Source organism: Pseudomonas sp. MSSRFD41 (genome assembly GCF_014230245.1).
GTDB lineage: Bacteria > Pseudomonadota > Gammaproteobacteria > Pseudomonadales > Pseudomonadaceae > Aquipseudomonas > Aquipseudomonas piscis.
Genome location: NZ_JACKZK010000012.1, coordinates 193421 through 213176, shown reverse-complemented (window position 1 = coordinate 213176; position 19756 = coordinate 193421). Strand labels below are relative to the sequence as shown.

Below are 19756 nucleotides of genomic sequence, written 5' to 3'. Positions count from 1 at the left end.
TGTGCAATGCACAGTCACGTCGTCGATCGGGAGTGGCCAGGACGGCGATGTGTTCCTAGACATTGCAGCCGATGCTGGTTTTACAACATCGGTGCAAAGCGTCGACGTGTCGCCATGCAGCCAGGTCGTAACTCTTGCCATCGCGCTGCAGAGCGTACAGAAGGGGGCAGTAAGCGTTAGAGGTTTCGTACCCGCGGGCTACTATGTGCGGATCAGGACGGTGAACAACACGGGGACACCTGCATTCCTATATCGAGTCGGGCAGGAGGTTCTTCAGTAGAACGAAATTGGGCGCCCTAGAGGCGCCCAATACCTCCCGCAGAACTGCTCTTCTGCAGGTGGCTCTCAAATATTACCATCTTATGCATGTATGCATATACAGTGGTTTGAGTTTTTGTGATCGGTCGGCAGGACGCCGGAGGAGGGATGCGCTTGATACCAATTTTGATACCAATACGGCCGTTTAGAGGGGTGTTCGACGGTGGTTTTGTCCAATGAAATCAACCCCCTGCAACCGCCAAATACCCCCTTAGAACTGCATGGTGATGTTAGCTGTGGAGATCAATTACTTTACCTATCAAGGGTTTGCGAGCCGCGTATTTTGCGCTTGGGCCATTCCTGGGGCATTTAGGAGCTTTTCCATTTCGCCCCAATCGCCGCTGGAGTTGAGCCACCGGGCATAGGTCGAGAGCAGCATTTGGACGCTGTGTCCAAGCTGTTGAGCAATAAAGGCGGGGTTCATGCCAGATATTATGCATATTGTCGCATAAGTATGACGGCAGTTGTACGGCGGTCGATATCGGACGTTTAGCCGATCAAGTGCTGGACCCCATTGCTTGTGAGGATCTGAGGTCTGCCTTATGTGCTGGCTAATCTTGGAAGGAGGAAAGACGTAGGGAAGTCCTTGAGGGATCCGCTCCCTGATTTCCGGCGGTCAACATACCGCTCAGCGAACTCCAGGGCGTGTAGCGCTCGATCATTGAGCAGCACGTATCGGTTCTTTTTTGTTTTGATGCGTTCTTCGATTACGGCCACTGCCATAGAGCGGCGCATGAACCTGGCGCTTCACTAGGCCAACAGCATCCCAGCGCAGTGCCGCGACCTCTGAAACGAAGAACTCGAGACTCCCACCGATCGTTACCAGAAGGGATTCGACAAGCTTCGCTACGATCTATGATCGTGGGTAGCCCGTAACCGGCGTAACCCAGTTGCTAAAAGACATTCTGGACAAAGAACCGGCCCTGACCTTCGTTGTGATCAATGAGGTCAACCTCGACAACTGGGGGAGGCTGGTGAATCTTCGAGTGAGCGTACCCGACGCAACACGCTGGAAACCGTTAACAAGAACACGCAGGGTGTATACGGTAGGCATCAATGGGTGTTTCAGGTAGGAAGCAGTAGCGCTGATCACATCAGAGATGGCCCTTGAATGGTTTTCTGGGGCATTTGCTGGCTGCCCCCGCTGCTCCTCAAATTGACCGCAAAGATGCTTTGGACATTTGTCCGTGCGCCCACTAGCCCTGGGCCATCCCCAGTTCCTTCAGTCGATGGCCAACGTTTGCGATTGCTTCAATTGCCGGCATCAGTTCCTGGCCGTGGAGCGAGAGGCTGTACTCGACGCTGGGCGGGGAGGTAGATAGTACTTGGCGGATGACAACGCCGTCCGTTTCGAGCTTCTTCAGGCGCGCGCTGAGAACTTTGGCTGATATTTCAGGGATATCTCCCCTCAACTCCGTGAAACGCCGGGGCTGTCGGCTCAAATACCAAATTATGTTCGGGGTCCAGGCCCCGCCGATGATGGCCAAACATACACTTAGCGGGCAGCCTTCGGGCGGCGGCTTAACGTGATTGCGACGTCTCTGAAGCATGACTGACATCCTCGAAAACATGGTTACCACCTGGTAACCGCTTATTCTTAAAAACGGCTGGATCTCGGTATACAAAGGAAACCGAAGGCGTCTAAAATTCGTCAAGTGGAACTTTAATCCATACGCAAAAATTTGGAAATACCAATCAAGTTCAGTTGGCAAGAGCCCCCACGGTTTCTACAAGTTAAACGGAGCGGGGTGGCATATCTTTCCACTTTCATTCATGAAGTATTAGTTCGCTTAAAATAAGGGAATATCTATGTATAAGCTATATTACATGCCCGGCGCCTGTTCGTTGGCCATCCACGCATTGCTCAATGAGCTGAAGCAAGACGTCGAAGTAATTGACCGTAGCAAGGTGGTTGACTTTGACAAGCTTGACTCCCGTGGAATGGTGCCGATTCTTATTGATAACGGACAAGTTATTCGCGAGGGTGCCGCCATCATCCTTTATCTTCTCGAGAAGCACAAAAATAGCATGTTGCCTGAAAGCGGCCTGGAAAAAGCCTGCTTCGTTGAATGGGTCATGTTTGCCAACGCAACTATGCACCCTGCGTATGGTCGCTTGTTTTTCATCGGTAAGACCCTGGCCGACGGTCCAGTCAAACAGCAGGCACTGAACGCGGCTAGTGAGGCGATCAATAGTCTCTGGCAAGCAGTCGAGCGTCAGTTGAAGAACGAATCTTATCTGTTTGGTGCAAAAATTTCGGTTGTGGACATGATGCTGGCTGTTTATGCGGGCTGGGGTAAATACTTCCCGGTCGACATTGTCATGAGCGAAAAAGTGCGCAATATGATTGCAGCGGTTAACGCTCATCCTGCATTCATTAAAGCAATTCAAGAAGAAACTGCTGCCTCTGCATAAATGTCGCGCTGAATCGGAAAGCATTAGCTTGTGTAGTGCTTTCCGCGTTCAAGGTCAGTTTCAATTGCGCAACCAACTGAACTCAGTCGACATGATCGGGTGGGGCAATATGAATATTGTATCGGTCGGTCGATCGACTTGATGGCCGTATCAAAAATTTCCGTCTCTCGGACCGGGAGAGCGTTGAAGTTGCCGGCGGCTTCACACAGGACATTGCATGAGCTTTTTCAAAGATCTATCCCTATCGACCATTAACGCTGGATTTGTGACTGTCCTGGTCGGATTCACCAGCTCGGCTGTCTTGGTCTTCCAGGCTGCTCAATCCTTGGGGGCAACGCCTGCGCAGGTGGGTTCATGGATGCTGGCTCTTTGTATTGGCATGGGGGGCGCTGGCATAGCTCTGTCCTTACGTTTCAAAGCGCCAATAGCCATTGCCTGGTCGACGTCTGGCGCAGCCATACTGATAAGCGCTAGTGCAGGAGTATCTTTACAGGAAGCCACTGGGGCGTTCATCGTCTGCGGCGTTCTCACTGCCGTTTGTGGTTTTAGCGGGGGGTTCGAGCGGGTCGTCAAGCGCATTCCTGTCGAGATTGCCGCGGGCATGCTGGCCGGCATTCTATTACGCTTTGGCCTTGATGCTTTTGCTGCAATGAACTCCCAGTTCGCGTTGGTATTTCCAATGCTGGTGGCTTATCTGCTGGCAAGGCGTCTTATGTCTCGATATGCCGTCGTGATCCCTCTTGTTGTTGGAATCTGCCTCGCAGCCTCGAAGGACATGTTGAACTTCAAAGGTATAGAGCTGAATCTGGCTTTGCCTGAATTTTTCGTCCCAGTATTCAGCCTGAAGACAATGGTCGGTGTGGCACTACCCCTGTTTGCTGTGACCATGGTGTCGCAAAACCTCCCGGGCTTAACGGTTTTGCGTGCAGCCGGGTATGAAACCCCAAGCTCTCCACTGATTGGCTGGATCGGCATCGTTACCGTTGTGCTTGCCCCATTTGGCGCTTATGCGTTGAATCTAGCGACTATCACCGCGGCCATTTGCTCCGGCAGAGAAGCGCATGAGGACAAAAAGAAGCGCTACATTGCTGCTGTAGCTGCAGGTTTTTTTTACTTGGTCGTCGGGATATTCGGCGCGACCGTTGCTGCACTCTTTGCTGCTTTCCCGCAAGAACTGATACTGGCCACTGCTGGCCTAGCGCTGATCGGTACTATTGGCAATGGCCTGGCCACGGCATTGCAGAGTGAAAAATACCGCGAGCCCGCACTCGTTACATTTCTGGCCACTGCATCCGGGATCACGATGCTGGGTATCGGATCCGCCTTCTGGGGCATGCTGGCAGGTGCTCTGGCTATGTTGCTACTGCATGCCTGTCCTAGACTCAAGATCTCCCTTCCAAGTCTGTTCGATCGCAAATCAGTAAAGCCGGAAGAAGAGTTGGAATAATCACTTGCACTCTGCGAAACCTGAGGTTCCGGCGTTTGCGTAATCGGTTTGCCGGGGGAGGGCGTTGCTAGCGAATGAGCAACATCGATTTCCTAAAACGAGGTAGCAAGCGTACGAGCACTCTGCAAACAGTCATGGGCGCGTGTTGGTTGCTGTACCTGGCTCCGTAGGCATGTTAGGGCACTCATCTGCCCATCGCGTAATCCTCATGTCATTTAGGTGCTCGCCGATAGTGTCGACACGCAGGCAAGTGCCTTTGTTTGAGTAGAACAAGATGCAGCGCGAACTATCGAGGGAGCAGGTGTCGACCTCGAAAAACTTGTGTGCAACCAGCTCCCGTTCCACGCCACTGTATTCATAAGCATCAGAGGTATGCATCAGTGTCGGTTGCCAACCTTGTTTGACTAACTGAGTCCTGGCCACGACAAAAGACTCACCGCTGGTAATGCCAGCGGGTCCCCCTTTGTCGTTCATCGGCAGCAAGCCACCGGCAAACGCTACACCGATACCGGTGCAGTAAAGTGCGACGAGTGCAAGGATCGAAGTCTCGATATCTCTAAGGCTAGGTGTCAACTCGGTGAGCTCCATCACTCCGGTATGCTTAGGCGACGGGTAATCCTGATCAACGTCGTCTGCCTCTCTGTCCCTGTGATCTGTTCAGCGTGCGTGGTACCGGCGTCCGCTTTCAAGGCGGGCTAAATTGTTTCGTAGCGATGGAGCGATGTGAAGAGCAGCCGCTTGATTGTAACCCTGCATCCCTTATTCTGAAGCGGCACAAGACTTTGGAGCCGCTGGTACATGAGCGAGCTGGATTGTCAATCTGACCGAACCACTAGTCACGGATGGCTTTTATGCTTACGAACTTGGGAAATCATGACCTCCAAAAAATTGAAGAGCTGTTCCTGCTTGCGGTCGACCACAAGGCATGTTCGATTTCAGGCAAGTCCGCTAAAACTCAAATAAAGAATATGACGGCGAGGCTCAAGGGGGCCAATCTTCTAACAGACGACAGCCTGATCACCTATTTCGATGATTTGGTTACCGATCCGAAAGTTGAAAATCTGGCTCGCCGCAAATCGGTATGCAGGGTAATCAATGCAGCTTATGGCGTAGGTACGCAACTGGCTGGAAACGCTGCCTCGTTGGAGATGTACTTGGTTTAACCGGAAAACTGATTGTGGAAAAACCCAGCAATGTGCTGGGTTTTCTATGTCTGTAAACGGGTTTCCAGACTTTCTAGGGACGGGAAGTTCAAGCGGCCTGCTTGGTCAGGCTGAACTTCTCGCCTCGGGAGGTGATTGCAAGAGTCGCTACGAATGGTATTGGCCACAGACTGATGTCCTGGTCTGGGGCAGTTCTCCATTCGAACTTGCGGGCATCCTGCACTTGCGGCGTTTTGAGGCTGTGGTCGTCAGCCTTGCAGCGCGCCGTTGTATACGTCAAAGGACTCGTAAACCACCCAGCCGCCTTCGGTTGCCGGCCCTTCGTTGTCGATCACATAAGAGCCCGCCTTGAAGTAGAACGGGTATTTATCCCAGGACTTGCCGACTGTCATGTTGGCGCTGAGGGTGTCGAGAGAAGCGCTCAGTTCGCCGTGGGCATCGACCTCAACGTGGTAGTCGAACGCCTGGCCCAGCGTGACAGGCTTCTTCAACAGAGTCTTGGCCAGGCCTCCCGGTGTGCTACGGGTCTCGATCCGTACGAAGCCGTCCCACCAGATCACCATCAGGAACGGATTGGGAGCGTTGAGGGCATGGATCTGCCCGACGATGACTTTGCCACTGGATGGAGCGGCCTCCACGCGGACTCGGCCGCTCATGGCGTGCCTGGCGCTGCCGCGCGGCCAGTTGAACGAGACAGAGGAGTCAGGGAGGGTCTGGCGACTCTCAGTGCGCGGGGTCTTGGAGGTTCCCGAGGTGCCGCCTTGGACCGAACACCAGTAATTGGTGTGGCCGTTCTGGTCGATCCAGAACAGATTCTGTGGCGGACGCTCCGGATAGAGGTAGAGGGTGCCGTGGGCGATGATGCTGCCGAAATTATTCATGCTTTTCCTTATGGTCCTTGGATATGAAAACTCGCAGTTCTTTGCAGGTGCTGCGTGAGTGCCGAACAAGCCATTGGCCAGAAATACGTGAGCTTCGCGTGACTTCCTTCCATGCCTTTCCCTAGCTCTCCGGACATGGCCGGGGCGATCCCCAGCTAGCCGTTGACGATCCGATGTGGCGCGCCTTGTTCAAGAGCGACGCAGCCTTCGCTATCGGGCCGAGGGTGAATCGGCACGGATCGAATATAGGCAAACCTGTATTCGTTGTAAATGGGTATTCCTATATTTTGTCGTGCAAAGAAACCCGCCTATGACGGGCTCACAAGAAGCTGGGGGGATGACGTTGGTCAAACGCCTGGAGGGATTACAAAACAGCAGGTATCAGCGCGAGTACATCGCCCACCAGAACACATGGCCCAGGATCGAGATTTGCTGTTCCTGGATCTCGGTGAAGCCATAGTCTTCATCAGGGTGTTCTTCCCGGTTGAAGCTACGCAGGCGCAAGCCGCCAGGCAGGCGGTAGAGCTGTTTTACTCGCAACTGGCCGTTGTGATCGAGGGCATACATCTCGCCGTCGACCACATCCTTCAGCGTATGCCTGGCACAGTTAACGCCAACCGTGGCGCCATCACGCAGTACCGGGATCATGCTGTTCCCGCTCACCGATACGCATCTTGCATGGCTGAACTGCACGCCGTTCTGACGCAGGTCCTTCTTGAAGAAGCGCAGGTGGGCGGTGGTGCTGGCCTCGATCACGAAACGTCCGGAACCGGCAGCCAGTTCCACTTCCCGGAGGAAGGGGACATAGACCTCATTGTCAGCAAGGGGAGTGTCTTCGTCCCAAGTCTCGATAGCGTCCAGTTCGATCTTCGGTGCCCGCGTTACGGGACTCTCCCGGTCGGCAACCAGCATCTGGCCATCACCTTCGGCCAGCCACAGCGCGGATATGCCACAGGCAGAGGCAATTTGCGCCACGAAGGCCGTGGCCTTGGACTTTCCTCGCTCCAGATCGGAGATCGAGGTCTGTGTGATACCTGCGCGTGCAGCCAGTTCAGTTTGATTGAGCTTGGCGTGGCGGCGGGCGGTCTTGAGGCGATCTTTGAATTCCATGGCGGGAGTATTACGGGGTCTCCCATATGTGGCAAATCGGTTTTCCTATAATTCGATGGACGGCCTCTCAGGTACCTGTCCGAGCAGCATATCAACCTGGGATCGCGCTCCGCGGTCGAAGCTTGGGGCAGGGGCTATGCCACCCAATTGGGACTCGCTGCGCTGGAACACGCATTCAAGCCACTGGGCCCGCCGGAGGTCTACAGGCTGGTCAGGCCCGGCCATGGAGCGTCGATCCGGGTGCTGGAGAAGATTGGCGTGCGGCTATGCGGTGAACTGAATGATGTGTCGGACCAGCCTCCAAGCCGGGTATTCAAGGTGCAGCGCGATGCTCCGAGCTGATCCGCACGAAGAACCAGGTGAAAGGCCCAGCGTCTCGATGCATCAATTACCGAGGTTGAGCAATCGTCAGTGCACAGCCGGGTTTTTCGTCAGGAATGGAACTGCTCGAAGGCTTCAGCCTCGATCTCGCCGCTTCCTGAAATGAGGCTTCCGCCTTCCTCTCGCAGTTGATAGTCATGCTGTTCGCCGCCAATGGCCGCGGCCCCATCGAGGCCCAACAGCAGGCTGTAGAAAATATCGGTCAGCGCCGTATCCATGGCCTCCCACAGCTTTTGCGACTGCCCTTCATCCAGCTCCAGGGCCCTGAACTGTTGGGCGGCGGTTCCAGTCCCATGGCGGAGCTCTTCCTGGACCAGGCGTTTCTCTGCTTTCCAAAGGGCTACGAATTCTTGTGCATCCATGTGGCGATTCCGCTGAGTGGTTCAGCCGCGAAGTATGCCAGTTCTCTTCAGTGGGTTTGTGTTGGGTGCTGATAGCTATCAAAGCGACATTATTTTTTCCGACGAGTACAGTTTCGCAGGGCATCTTGGGTATGCTGCGCGCGCCCGTTTTCGTTGCTCATGGAGAGCTCATGTTCGCTCGCAATGCCTTCGTCTTGACCCTGATATCTACCTGCCTGCTGGTTTCAGGTTGCGCCGTTCCCCCGGCCTCCGTGACTGCCGAGGCCGTGACGCTCGAACCTCTGGGCCAACCCTTGCCCCAGAGCGCTGCCCGGAGTGCCTTGATCGAGCGGATCATCGCCAATGACGCGGTCGTCGTATCCGCGGGCAAGCCGGTGCTGGCAGCCGACACCAACAATGACGCACGTATCGCCGCCCTGAAGAAAGCGGATTCTGTGCGCTTGCCCGAGGCTTACTGGGCGCTATACAAACAGAACCTGGAAGCCATGCAATACGATCTCAACCATCAACACGATGCGGCCCGAGACCAGTACGTCGCGGCTTACCGCGACGAATTGAACCGTGTCGACGACGGTGTACTGCAGAAGCTGGCCAGTGGGCCGCAAGCCCTGGATGACAAGAGCCGGCGCCAGTGGGGCGCGCGCATGGCGCAAAGGACTTCGCAGTACATGATCAAGAGCGATGAGTCCTTTCGTGCGGCCACCAAGGCGCACCTGGATCGCATGGCATTGATGGATCGCCGGTACGATGTCTGCTCGCGCAAGGCCGATTGCTGGGATGCGCCCGCCAAGTAGCGAGCCTGGACTCCTGCAACGTCCTCAGCCGGGGAGCGATGGCGAGCTGTGCCGCTGGAGCATCAGCCACTCCTGCTTGCCGATGTGGCTGATGTGTTCGTCCCGGTAGTCGTTCATGAACGGGTTGAATTTGCCGCTTTCGCTGTGGTGGTACTTGAAGCCGCACTTGGCCTGGGCCCGGAACGATTGTTCGTTCCCGGCAAAGTAGCCGCACCAGAGGGCGCCGAGCTCCAGATCGACGAAGGCGTGGCGCATCAGTTCCCTGACCGCTTCCGGAATCAGGCCCTGGCCCCAGAACGGCACGCCAATCCAATAGGCGATTTCCGCCTCGTTCTCGGCGATCTCGAAATGGCTGTCCTGGCCAACGAGCAATCCCACCAGGCCGATGGCCACGTCGTCATGCTTGCGCGTCACGGCGTAGACGTGCGGACGTGAAAATAGCGTTTGGATGATTTCCAAACTCTGCGCTTCGCTTTCATGCACTGGCCAGCCGGCGATCGGACCCACTCGCGGGTCGCTGGCGTACTGGTAGAGGCTGGACGCGTCGCTGGCCCGCCAGGGCCGCAGGACAAGGCGTTGGGTGTTCAACATGAGGTGTTTTCCTGAAATTTGTGGCGCAAAATGCCCAGCGCCATTGTGGAAATCCGTCAGGACAGGGGCAATGCATGGGCTGGGGCAAAAAAAGTAATTTTCAAAACAGCAGACGCACTTGGAGGCCTGGGCAGTGGTATCGGACCTGACGGTGAACGGTTGCGAGGATTTCTTCATCGGCTGCTGCCGGTTCGACGGGGACCAGGGGCTCCCCCTGGCCTTGGCCTATGTGGTGGTGCTGGTGTGCCAGCAGGGCAGCGCTGAACTGGAAGTGAATTTCCAGCCGTACAAGGTGACGGAAAACGACTTTCTGGTTCTCGCCGAGGATTCGATCGCCTGGTTCAGGCACAGATCGGATGACTTTGCCTGTCGCTGCTATCTGCTCAATCGCGCCATCGCGGCAGAGGTGGCCGCCGCGTTGCCCAACAGCCTGTTCGTGTTCTTGAGTCGTTCGCCGTTCTTGCGCGCCAATCGACAATTTCAGGCCTTCTTGCAAGCCTGGGAGCGTCAGGCGGCGATCATCCAGGAGCAGGTCGCGAACCATCGGCGAGTGATGCTGGTCAACCATTTCCAGAACCTGTTCTTGTGGCTTTGCGAAAGAGTCGACTTGCAGAGCGTGACCAGCAATGACTTCAGCAGGCCGGAAGCGCTTTGCTGGCGCTTCTGGGAGTTGATCGCGCTGCACTGTCGGCAGCAGCGCGAGGTGGCGTTCTATGCTGGCCTGTTGCATGTGACCCCCTATTACCTGGCACAGCTGTCGCGAAGGTATTTCAACGACGCGCCCAAGACGCTGATCGACAGGCAGGTGGTGCTGGAGATCAAGAAACAGCTGGCCCAGCCACGCAAGCCGGTGCGGCGGATCGCTGAAGAGCTCAATTTTGCCGATGCGTCCTACCTCGGCAAATACTTCAAGCGCCATACCGGCCTGGGCCTGAGCCAATACCGCAAAGGCTGAGCGAGTTTGGCGGTTGTCGGGGGCAAGTTCATTTGGCATCATTCGGCCCTCATTCCCGGCCCGATCCTCCACCCCTCTCAATTGGGGACCGGGTCGAGGAGTGACCTGAACCTGAAGGTCCGGCCAGGTTTCCTTGCATGGAACAACTGGTCTTGCGATGGATATGCAGCACGAACATTCCTCCCGCGTCGAACGCGCTTCACCGATCAAACGCAACAAATGGCCATGGCGCGTCCTGTTCTTCGGCACCTGGCTGATTGCCGTTTTCCTCTTCCTGCTCCTGCTGGGCCTGGGTGTTGCTGCGGTGATTGCAGGTTTTGCCCCGGATCTGGACTGGCCATGGCGTTGCCTGGCCCTTGTCGCGGGCACAGCGATCATCCTGCTGTGCCTGGCGATGCTCAAGGCCGCCTTTCTCGAGCGATCCTCCGCCCAATCCTGTCGGTCATGAGCCCGATCTGCGCGTGGGTCTTTTCATTGTCCGGGCATGCAGCCGCTCTATGGTGCGCGCGCTGGCTCCCAGCCGCCTGGCTCACGGGGTGGTGACGCAATAGCCTGGCCCGGTGCACGCTCCGCGGATCCGTAGGGAAGGGCAGGTCCACCGGGGAGCGATCCAGGGCCATCACCTGCTCGATCAATACGCGGGACAATCGGGCCAACATGCACGGGACCCTGGTGCAGGAGAGCACCAACGACCCGCTGATGTCATTGTTCCCCGGGCTCTACCATCGGTGGCCTGCCGGGGGCTGTTTCGGGCTTCCTGGCATCGCTGTCGGGCTCATACCCTGGACCATTGGCGTTCAGCGGAACCGAAGTCGACTCCTGGTGCGGTTAGCCCGGCAAGGCCTGGATGAAATGCCGCAGAGGCCGCGCGGCTTCTGCCGGCGCGGCCTGGAGCAAGCAATGGGGGCCATCGATCTCGATTACCTGGGCATCCTGGCGCAGCTGCAGGATCAAGGCCGCTGCCGCCGCGGGCACCAGTCGATCCTGGCGGGCGCGCAGGTACATGAGCGGCAACTGCGATGCGGCCAATGCCGCGCTGCAGTCCACATCACGCACGGCCAGCAGGCGCGCCCGCAGCACCGATGGCGCTACCTGGGCTATGGCCCCGGCCAGGGCTGTACGCAGTCCCGGGGTGGAAAGCCTGCCCAGCAGCAGTGCCGCCATGGGCCACGACGGCAAATGATGCAGGGAGATGAGCTTGAGCAGCCCCATCAGGGGACTCAAGGCGGGGCGCGGGTTACGTACGAAACTGGCGCACAGCACCAGGCCCAGCAGGCCTGCTGGCTGGCGTGCGGCAAGGGCGACCGCCACCGGGCCGGAAAAAGACTCCCCCAGGAGTACGAAGGGCCGATCCTTGGGCAACTGCTCCCAGACCCGTTCTTGCAGGGCGGGATAATCCAGCGGCAGGTTGGCGGGATAGTCCAGCACCTGGACTGGCACGTCAGGGCCCAGGGTCTTGAGCAGTGGTTCGAACAGGCGGCCAGTGCCGTCCATTCCGGGCAGCAGTACCAGCGTCGGGAAGCGTGGCGGGAGCATGGTTCGGGCGATCCTTGCCGGGCGAGGGAAGTCAGTGGCGCGCAGCATACGCCGTCTCATCCCTCGCACACAGCCGTCGCGAGGCTGAGGAGGCAAAGTGCCTGTCCATTGAGCTGCATCAATACCTGCGGCAATAGCGGAGCGCGGCTACAAAGCCCCCGCAGCTTTTCACAAATTTGGATTAACCCTTGGTTACAAACTGTGGCTAAAATGCCTGCCGACGGCCAGATGCCGAGAGCCGGACTGGCGACGGAGAGTATCGCCAGTCACGCTTTTTCAATTCAGACGCTGCCATTTGCCTCCGGACCAGCGGGTTTGTGCAGGCGCAGCATGTTCCCTTCTGACGTGTGACGATTTCCGTGAAACTCATCATTGCCGCTGTATACGTTCTATCCATTGCATACGTACACCTGCGGGGGCGAGTGCGCCACAAACTGGGTCGCCAGCTCAGTGACCACTCCACCTTCCTGGCGCCGATCAACTGCTTCCTCTACCTGTTCTCCAAGCATCCCAACCGGCCGTACCTGGACCCGGCGGACTTCCCGGAAATGGAAAAGCTCAAGGAGCACTGGGAAGAGATCCGCGCCGAGGGGCAGAGCCTGCTGCAGGCCGGCGAGATCAAGCGCTCCGACCAGTACAACGACGTGGGTTTCAACTCGTTCTTCAAGACCGGCTGGAAGCGCTTCTATCTCAAGTGGTACGGCGACAGCCATCCTTCGGCGATGAAGCTGTGCCCGCGCACCACCGAGCTGGTACAGAGCATCGGCTCGATCAAGGCCGCGATGTTCGCCGAACTGCCCCCCGGTTCGAAGCTGGTTCGCCATCGCGATCCCTATGCCGGTTCCTATCGCTATCACCTGGGGCTGTCCACGCCCAACAGCGAGGGTTGCTACATCGAGGTCGACGGCGAACGCTACCACTGGCGCGACGGTGAAGCGGTGATGTTCGACGAGACCTATATCCACTATGCGGAAAACACCACCGAGCAGAACCGCATCATCCTGTTCTGCGACGTCGAGCGACCGATGAAATACCGCTGGGCCGCAGCGTTCAATGGCTGGTTCAGCCGTACCGTGATGTCGGCGGCCGGCTCGCCCAACGACGCGGGCGACAAGACCGGCGGCCTGAATCGGGCCTTCAACCGGTTGTACAAGATCCGCCTGCGGGGCAAAGAGCTGAAAAAACGCAATCGCGCGCGCTACTACCTGGAAAAGTGGGCGATCTTCGCCGTGTTGCTGTTGCTGTTCATCTATATCTGATGACCCCCGCCTGTATGCGAACTCTTCAGCGGTCAGCCATCCGCCGACCCTGAGGAGGCCCGCCATTCCCGGTGCCCACATCCTCCCGTGGATACCGGGCGTTACATCTGCCTCAAGACTATTTGATTAACAAAGCCGAACCCCGGGCGTAGCGTGGAATCGAATCCGATACCTTCGCTCCCGAGGAGACCTGCCATGAACAGTCCGGCTCGCGGCCTTGCCGCATTCCTTGTCCTGGCCTGGGCCGCCGGCACCGCCTGGGCCGCCCCGGAACCCTACAGCCAGGTGGCGGACACCTGGCGACTCGCGCAGAACCTGCCCAACAGCGGCAATAACGATCCCTACAGCAACCCGATTCGTCGGGCCAATCCCAACAGTATGCAAGGGACCCAGCCCGCCAACCCGCCGGTACGCGTCCCCGGGACTGTGCCCTCGAGCCCGGCGCCCACCCTGGAGAACGGCGGGATCGGCAACGGCTATCCTCGTGGAGGGGTACAACGGCCCAACCCCGATCCACGCTTGCCAGCCCCCAGCTACGACGCCAATGGCAACCGGCGCTGAGACGCCCACGGCCTTGCCAGGGAGCGCTGTACCAGCGGCCACCAGGGAAGCCCCTCGATCCATAGAAGGAAACCAGTATGTTGCGTAGAAGCCTGTTCACCACCTTGTGCACCAGCGTCCTGTTGGCCAACGCCACACCGGCCCTGGCCGTCGAGAAGCAGACATTCGCCAGTGAACACGGCACCTTGAGCCTGGCCCCGGTGGTGCAAGGCCTGGACCATCCCTGGGCCCTGGCGTTCCTGCCGGATCGCCAGGGCATGCTGGTCACCGAACGACCGGGCAACCTGCGCCTGGTGAGCCCCGAGGGCAAGCTTTCGGCGCCCTTGAATGGCGTACCGACGGTGTGGGCCCGAGGCCAGGGCGGCCTGCTGGATGTGGCGTTGTCGCCGGATTTCGTCCAGGACCGCCTGGTCTACCTGTCCTACGCCGAGGGTGGTGGCCAGGGCGACACTGCCGGCACCGCGGTGGGCCGTGGCCGACTGGCCGAGGATGGCAGTGGGCTCAAGGACTTCCAGGTGATCTTCCGCCAGGAACCGAAGCTCTCCACCGGCAACCACTTCGGCTCGCGGCTGGTGTTCGACCACGACGGCTACCTGTTCATCACCTTGGGAGAGAACAACGTGCGGCCCACCGCCCAGGACCTGGACAAGCTCCAGGGCAAGGTCGTGCGCCTGTACGCCGATGGCCGGGTACCAGAGGACAATCCCTTCGTTGGCCAGGCCGGTGTGCGTCCGGAAATCTGGAGTTACGGCCAACGTAATCCCCAGGGGGCGGCGCTCAATCCCTGGAGCGGGACGCTGTGGGAAGGCGAGCATGGCCCCAAAGGTGGTGACGAGCTGAACATCATCGAGCGGGGCAAGAACTATGGCTGGCCCCTGGCAACCCATGGCATCGACTATTCGGGCCAGCCGATCCCCGAATCTGGCGGACAAACCGCCCCGGGCACGGTCGCGCCGCGGCATGTCTGGGAACAGTCGCCGGGCATCAGCGGCTTGGCTTTCTACACTGCCGATCGCTTCAAGCCCTGGCAACACAACGCCTTCATCGGTGCCCTGAGCAGCCAGCAACTGATCCGCCTGCAGTTCGATGGTGACCGCGTCGTGCATGAGGAACGTTTGTTGGGTGAGCTCAAGGCGCGCATCCGCGACGTGCGCCAGGGGCCCGACGGTTATCTGTATGTCCTCACCGATGAAGACTCGGGCGTGCTGTACCGGCTCGGCCTGGAGTAAGCCTCAAGCACCCTGGGCGGACTGGCGTGGGTAGAGCACCACGGCGGCCCGCAGCTTGCTGCTGCCGAAGCTGCACATCTTGTCGAACTCCCGGTGGCTCACCGGCAGATGCTGGCAATCCATGGCCTGGCGGTGCTGGCTATGGTCGACATCGGGGTCGTGGAGGTAGACGAAATCCTGGTCGCAGTCGGTGACCATCACCCAATGGGGCGCCTTGGAGCGGGTCAGGCGATAGCTGCTGATCAGCACCAATGGCTGGCCGCCGTCATCCAGCAGGCGCGGCAGCTCCAGCGGCCCGCCGAGCACCTGTTGCACGTCGCTGGCGTCCAATGCCTTGCAGAACTCGTCGTGGACCAGGCGCATGACGTCTTTTTTATGCTCGTCGCGTACGCCGTTGAGAAACAGCGGCCCGGCGCTGTTGACTTGCAGGCGCACGCCAAAGCCCCGGCGCCAGGCCGCCAGGGCCAGGCCCTGGGGGCTGCAGCCTCCGTGGCCGGCGGTCATGAAGACCGTGGTCGCTTCGCGCCAGATCTGCAGCTCTTCGCGACGCTCCAGCGGTCGCGCCGGTTGCAACGCGGCCATGGCCATCAGTAGGCAGGCCGGTCCGCAGGTGAAGTCGGTGGTCTGCTGGTAGTAGGGCACACGGATACTGCGGGTCTCCCGAGGCTCGCGGATGCGCTTTTCCAGGCGCAGGGCGTCGGCATGGTCCTCGTAGTAGTCGTGGAGCCTGGCGAAGCGTCGATAGCCGTGGCGTTCGTAGAGGGCGATGGCCGTGGGGTTGTCGCTGCGCACCTCCAGGCGCAGGTAGGCGCAGTCGTGGGCCAGGGCGCAGTCCTCGATGCGTTGCAGCAGGCGCTTGCCCAGGCCCAGCCCCCGGGCATCGGCAGCGATGGCGATGGAGTACAGGCGCGCCAGGGAGGTGCCGCGGTGAAACAGCACCAGGGCGTAACCCAGCAACCGCTCGCGGTGCTGGGCCACCAGCAGTTGCCCGTGGGCGCGGCTGATCATCCATTGGAAGCTGCGCGGGGTCAGGCGGTCGCTGGTAAAACATTGCTGTTCCAACTCCACCAGGGCTGCCAGGTCGTCGGGGGTTGCAGTGCGAAAGACAAGATCCATATGACCGCCGTAAAAGTTGCGTAATGAAACGAGACTTCAAAAAAAGTTCGTGCTTAATAGAAAGGGTCAGGTTTCTTCAGCGAGATCGAACTTTATGTCAGCGGTACAAAATCATTGGCCAGAAGTATCCGGGCAAAGTTTGCCGGCGGCAATCACTTCGACAAGTTATTTGTCGGCAATCGATAAAGTCTCCAGCCAAGTCATCATCATTGTCGAGCGCAAGGAAGACTGGGCCTCGTATTTCCCCAGTGAAGATATCCTCACCGCCCAGGAGTACCTGGAACATAGCTGCGCAAGCACCCCGGGCAAGCGGGTCCAGGTCATCAACCTGTGCCGCAGCTACAAGTACCTGGGGCATGGTTATTATTGCTCGCTCCTGGCCGAGGCCCGTGGTCACCGGGTGATTCCTTCGGTTCGGACCATCAGCGAACTGACCCGCAAGGCCCTCTACGGCCTGGCGCTGGACGATCTGGACAAGACCCTGGAAAAGGCCTTGAGCCATCATCTGTACAGCGATACCGAAGGCTTTACCCTGACTCTGTATTTCGGCCGGACCCATATAGAACCCCTGCAGGAGTTGGCCCGGCAGATATTCGAGTTGTTTCCATGCCCAATCTTGTTAGTTGAGTTCAAACGAACTAACAGCTGGCACATCGAGGGTGTGAAGTGCGGCGCCCTGCATAAGTTGCGAGAAGACCAGGAAGATCAGTTCGCCAACTCCCTGGACAGTTTCAGTCGCAAGGTCTGGCGTGTTCCGCGCTCCCGGCGCCTGGCCCGTTATGACCTGGCTATCCTCCATGATCCCCAGGAAGCCTTGCCGCCTTCCAATGCCCGGGCGCTGGAGAATTTCATTCGCGTCGGCAAGGGGCTGGGGATCGATGTGGAGCTGATCGAGAAGAAGGACTACACGCGCCTGGCCGAATACGACGCCTTGCTGATCCGCGAAACCACCAGTGTCGACAATCACACCTACCGCTTCGCCAAGAAGGCCGAGAGCGAAGGGCTGGTGGTGATGGACGATCCGGCTTCGATCTTGCGCTGCACCAACAAGGTCTACCTCAGCGACCTGCTCAAGGGTCACCAACTGGGGATGCCGGCTACCGAGATCCTGTACAAGGAGCGACCGCAGGACTTCGAGCGGGTGGGCGAGCGCCTGGGCTTTCCCCTGGTGCTGAAGATCCCCGACGGTTGTTTCTCCCGGGGGGTGATCAAGGTCGAGAGCCAGCAGGCGCTGCTGGAAGCCACCGCCGAACTGTTCGAGCATTCGGTCCTGCTGCTGGCCCAGGAGTTCTTCTACACCGAGTACGACTGGCGCATCGGCGTGCTCAACCGCAAGCCGATCTTTGCCTGCCAGTACTTCATGTCCAAGGGCCATTGGCAGATCTACAACCACAAGGCCAAGGGCCAGGACATCAACGGCGAATGCCGGACCCTGGCGATCCACGAGGCGCCACGGGCGGTGGTGGAACTGGCGGTCAAGACCGCCAGCCTGATTGGCGACGGCCTGTATGGGGTCGACCTCAAGCAAGCCGGCGACAAGGTGGTGGTGATCGAGGTCAATGACAATCCCAACCTCGATGCCGGCATCGAGGATGCCTACCTGCAGGACGACCTGTATTGCCTGGTGCTGGAGGAATTCGTCCGTCGTCTCGAACTCAAGCGGCGGGGCCAGGCCTGGTGAGGTTGCGATGATCCAGAGCTATCGGCTGAGCCATGGCGGCCTGTGCCCGGTGCCTGGCCTCGAGGCGCAGGTCATGCTGTTCAGCGATCCGGACCTGGCCGAGCGCGACCTGCTGCACAGCGCTTTCAAGCTCGATGCCCATGCCCTGGACTCGGCGCTGGACCCGGACGAAGTCTCGCGCATCGAGTTTCACCCCGATTACCTGTTCCTGATCTGGAAGCGCCCGGAGAACTATTCCGGCGCTGGCAGTCTGTCTTTCGAGGTATCTTCCTGCGGCTTGCTGTTCGCCCCGGAGCGATTGCTGGTGATCGCCGCTGACGACACGCCGCTGCACGGCCTGGGCGCCAGGCACGACCTGCACACGCCGCAGGACGTGCTGCTGGATTTGCTGCTCAACAACATCCATCACTACCTGGGGCACCTGAAGGTGATCAAGCTGGTGGCCCGCGAGCTGCAACAGAAGTTCAACCAGACCCTGGAGAACCGCCACCTGCTGCAGATGTTCAACCTCAGCGAAAGCCTGATCCACTACCTCAATGCCCTGCGCAGCAACGGCGCGGTCCTGACCCGCTTGCGCAACCACGCCGCCAAGGAGCGTTTCTGTGGCCAGGCCATCGGCCTGATCGACGACCTGATCATCGAGAACGACCAGTGCTACAAGCAGGCGGAGATCTATTCCACGGTGTTCGCCGGGTTGATGGATGCCCGGGGCAACCTGATGAACAACAGCAGCAACCAGCTGTTGCGCAAGCTGACCCTGATCAACGTGGTGTTCCTGCCGCTGAACCTGATCGCCAGCATCGGTGGCATGTCCGAATTCAGCATGATGACCGCCGGCACGCCCTGGTGGTTGTCCTATTCGCTGCTGTTGCTGGCGATGTTGCTGGCCGCGGTTGGCATGGCCCTGGGGTTGCGGCGGCTGGGGGGCCGCCGCGAGCGGGCTGGCTGAGGCCTATTGCGGTTGCAGGGTCAGCACTTCGAAGCCGTCACGGGTCACCGCCACGGTGTGTTCCCATTGGGCGGAGAGGCCGTGGTCGCGGGTGACCACGGTCCAGCCATCCTTGAGACTGCGAACCCGGGCGCTGCCCTGGTTGAGCATCGGCTCGATGGTGAAAGTCATGCCCTCGCGCAGTTCCAGTCCGGTGCCGGCCCGGCCGAAGTGCAGGATCTGCGGTTCTTCATGCATCTGCCGGCCGATGCCGTGGCCGCAATATTCACGGACCACGCTGTAGCCGTTGGCCTGGGCATGGCTCTGGATGGCATGGCCGATATCGCCGAGCCGGGCGCCGGGCCGTACCAGGCGGATGGCGTTCCACATGGCCTGGAAGGTGGTATCCACCAAGTGCCGGGCCCGTGGGCCGACATTGCCGATCAGGTACATCTTGCTGGAGTCGGCGATGTAGCCGTTCTTCTCCAGGGTGATATCGATGTTGACGATGTCGCCATCCTTGAGCACGGCCTCTGGATGGGGCATGCCATGGCACACCACTTCGTTGATCGAGGTGTTGATGCAGTAGGGATAGTTGTACTGGCCCTTGCTGGCGGGGCGGGCCTTGAGCTGGTGGCGGATGAAATGCTCCACGGCAGCGTCCAGCTCCAGGGTCGACAGGCCCGGGCCGACGAAACCGTCGAGGTAGGTGAACACCTGTGCTAGCAGGCGCCCGGACTCACGCATCAGTGCCAGTTGATCGGCGGTCTTGATCAGGGCCTGGGTCATGCGCGGCCCCTGAGCAGGTCGGGTTTGTTCAACAAGAGCTTGTTGATCAGGTCGTTGTAGGCCAGGTGCGGATTGAGCTCGGCCAGCAGGCCGATCTTCATCCAGAACTCGGCCTGGGCGTTGATCGAGCGATCCATGGCGGCGCTGGCCACGCGGATCTGTTCGTGCAGTTCATCGGAGATCTTGACGATACCCATGTCGCGCTAGGTTCTCTGAGGGGGAATATGCGGATCATATATG

Annotated in this window: 20 protein-coding genes and 3 pseudogenes; 13 read left to right on the top strand and 10 right to left on the bottom strand. The window is 59.0% G+C overall.

Annotated elements, in window-relative coordinates; all coding sequences use genetic code 11:
- Positions 1-577: 577 nt before the first annotated feature.
- Positions 578-1111 (bottom strand): annotated as a pseudogene (locus tag H7A76_RS32405) (tyrosine-type recombinase/integrase); the annotation flags it as partial.
- A 94-nt stretch (positions 1112-1205) separates the two neighbouring features.
- Here H7A76_RS32405 and H7A76_RS32835 point away from each other — a divergent pair.
- A pseudogene (locus H7A76_RS32835) lies at positions 1206-1391 on the top strand (tautomerase family protein); the annotation flags it as partial.
- Between the two features lie 123 nt (positions 1392-1514).
- Here the strand turns inward: H7A76_RS32835 and H7A76_RS19310 are convergent.
- Positions 1515-1793: pseudogene (locus H7A76_RS19310) on the bottom strand (winged helix-turn-helix transcriptional regulator); the annotation flags it as partial.
- Positions 1794-2127: 334 nt separating this feature from the next.
- On the opposite strand from H7A76_RS19310, the gene H7A76_RS19305 reads away from it, so the two are divergent.
- The 3 genes from H7A76_RS19305 (at position 2128) to H7A76_RS19295 (ending at position 5343) form a co-directional block, all read left to right on the top strand.
- Positions 2128-2733, top strand: coding sequence for a glutathione S-transferase family protein (locus H7A76_RS19305; RefSeq protein ID WP_185699962.1), 606 nt, complete (start codon positions 2128-2130; stop codon positions 2731-2733).
- A 217-nt stretch (positions 2734-2950) separates the two neighbouring features.
- Positions 2951-4180 carry a benzoate/H(+) symporter BenE family transporter gene (locus H7A76_RS19300; RefSeq protein WP_185699961.1) on the top strand — a complete coding sequence of 410 codons (1230 nt, stop codon included), beginning with the start codon at positions 2951-2953 and terminating at the stop codon, positions 4178-4180.
- A gap of 851 nt (positions 4181-5031) precedes the next feature.
- Positions 5032-5343 (top strand): hypothetical protein, encoded by a 312-nt coding sequence (locus tag H7A76_RS19295; protein WP_185699960.1) that lies wholly within the window; start codon positions 5032-5034, stop codon positions 5341-5343.
- A gap of 248 nt (positions 5344-5591) precedes the next feature.
- Here the strand turns inward: H7A76_RS19295 and H7A76_RS19290 are convergent, their stop codons facing one another.
- Both H7A76_RS19290 and H7A76_RS19285 read right to left on the bottom strand, forming a co-directional pair.
- Positions 5592-6224 carry a polysaccharide lyase family 7 protein gene (locus H7A76_RS19290; RefSeq protein WP_185699959.1) on the bottom strand — a complete coding sequence of 211 codons (633 nt, stop codon included), beginning with the start codon at positions 6222-6224 and terminating at the stop codon, positions 5592-5594.
- A gap of 381 nt (positions 6225-6605) precedes the next feature.
- Entirely contained in the window at positions 6606-7334 is a 729-nt protein-coding gene (locus tag H7A76_RS19285; RefSeq protein ID WP_185699958.1) for an XRE family transcriptional regulator, read from the bottom strand.
- Between the two features lie 75 nt (positions 7335-7409).
- Between H7A76_RS19285 and H7A76_RS19280 the strand changes: the two genes are divergently transcribed.
- A complete protein-coding gene (locus H7A76_RS19280) occupies positions 7410-7676 on the top strand; it encodes a GNAT family N-acetyltransferase (protein WP_185699976.1) in 267 nt (88 codons plus the stop codon).
- Between the two features lie 89 nt (positions 7677-7765).
- Here H7A76_RS19280 and H7A76_RS19275 read toward each other — a convergent pair whose 3' ends face one another.
- A complete protein-coding gene (locus H7A76_RS19275; RefSeq protein WP_185699957.1) occupies positions 7766-8077 on the bottom strand; it encodes a hypothetical protein in 312 nt (103 codons plus the stop codon).
- A gap of 170 nt (positions 8078-8247) precedes the next feature.
- Between H7A76_RS19275 and H7A76_RS19270 the strand changes: the two genes are divergently transcribed.
- Positions 8248-8871 carry a hypothetical protein gene (locus H7A76_RS19270; protein WP_185699956.1) on the top strand — a complete coding sequence of 208 codons (624 nt, stop codon included), beginning with the start codon at positions 8248-8250 and terminating at the stop codon, positions 8869-8871.
- Between the two features lie 24 nt (positions 8872-8895).
- Here H7A76_RS19270 and H7A76_RS19265 read toward each other — a convergent pair whose 3' ends face one another.
- Positions 8896-9462, bottom strand: coding sequence for a GNAT family N-acetyltransferase (locus H7A76_RS19265; protein ID WP_185699955.1), 567 nt, complete (start codon positions 9460-9462; stop codon positions 8896-8898).
- Between the two features lie 118 nt (positions 9463-9580).
- Here H7A76_RS19265 and H7A76_RS19260 point away from each other — a divergent pair, with 118 nt between their 5' ends.
- A complete protein-coding gene (locus H7A76_RS19260) occupies positions 9581-10417 on the top strand; it encodes a helix-turn-helix domain-containing protein (protein WP_221775294.1) in 837 nt (278 codons plus the stop codon).
- A 157-nt stretch (positions 10418-10574) separates the two neighbouring features.
- Positions 10575-10865 carry a hypothetical protein gene (locus H7A76_RS19255; RefSeq protein WP_185699954.1) on the top strand — a complete coding sequence of 97 codons (291 nt, stop codon included), beginning with the start codon at positions 10575-10577 and terminating at the stop codon, positions 10863-10865.
- Positions 10866-11245: 380 nt separating this feature from the next.
- On the opposite strand, the gene H7A76_RS19250 is transcribed toward H7A76_RS19255, so the two are convergent.
- Positions 11246-11953, bottom strand: a complete 708-nt coding sequence (locus tag H7A76_RS19250) for an alpha/beta fold hydrolase (protein WP_185699953.1) — start codon at positions 11951-11953, stop codon at positions 11246-11248.
- A 359-nt stretch (positions 11954-12312) separates the two neighbouring features.
- Between H7A76_RS19250 and lpxO the strand changes: the two genes are divergently transcribed.
- The 3 genes from lpxO (at position 12313) to H7A76_RS19235 (ending at position 15002) form a co-directional block, all read left to right on the top strand.
- Positions 12313-13212 (top strand): lipid A hydroxylase LpxO, encoded by a 900-nt coding sequence (gene lpxO / locus H7A76_RS19245; RefSeq protein WP_185699952.1) that lies wholly within the window; start codon positions 12313-12315, stop codon positions 13210-13212.
- Positions 13213-13407: 195 nt separating this feature from the next.
- Positions 13408-13773, top strand: a complete 366-nt coding sequence (locus H7A76_RS19240; RefSeq protein ID WP_185699951.1) for a hypothetical protein — start codon at positions 13408-13410, stop codon at positions 13771-13773.
- A gap of 77 nt (positions 13774-13850) precedes the next feature.
- Positions 13851-15002, top strand: coding sequence for a PQQ-dependent sugar dehydrogenase (locus tag H7A76_RS19235; protein ID WP_185699950.1), 1152 nt, complete (start codon positions 13851-13853; stop codon positions 15000-15002).
- A gap of 3 nt (positions 15003-15005) precedes the next feature.
- Here H7A76_RS19235 and rimI read toward each other — a convergent pair whose 3' ends face one another.
- On the bottom strand, positions 15006-16118 hold the full coding sequence (gene rimI, locus H7A76_RS19230; RefSeq protein ID WP_185699949.1) for a ribosomal protein S18-alanine N-acetyltransferase: 1113 nt from the start codon (positions 16116-16118) through the stop codon (positions 15006-15008).
- Positions 16119-16212: 94 nt separating this feature from the next.
- Between rimI and H7A76_RS19225 the strand changes: the two genes are divergently transcribed.
- Positions 16213-17799 carry a RimK family protein gene (locus H7A76_RS19225; protein ID WP_260498019.1) on the top strand — a complete coding sequence of 529 codons (1587 nt, stop codon included), beginning with the start codon at positions 16213-16215 and terminating at the stop codon, positions 17797-17799.
- 7 nt (positions 17800-17806) lie between these two features.
- Positions 17807-18748 carry a magnesium transporter CorA family protein gene (locus H7A76_RS19220; RefSeq protein ID WP_185699948.1) on the top strand — a complete coding sequence of 314 codons (942 nt, stop codon included), beginning with the start codon at positions 17807-17809 and terminating at the stop codon, positions 18746-18748.
- A 3-nt stretch (positions 18749-18751) separates the two neighbouring features.
- Here the strand turns inward: H7A76_RS19220 and map are convergent, their stop codons facing one another.
- Complete coding sequence (map, locus tag H7A76_RS19215; RefSeq protein ID WP_185699947.1) at positions 18752-19516, bottom strand: type I methionyl aminopeptidase; 765 nt, start codon at positions 19514-19516, stop codon at positions 18752-18754.
- Positions 19513-19713, bottom strand: a complete 201-nt coding sequence (locus H7A76_RS19210) for a ParD-like family protein (RefSeq protein ID WP_011061386.1) — start codon at positions 19711-19713, stop codon at positions 19513-19515. The genes map and H7A76_RS19210 overlap by 4 nt, the downstream gene beginning before the upstream one ends.
- Positions 19714-19756: the final 43 nt, after the last annotated feature.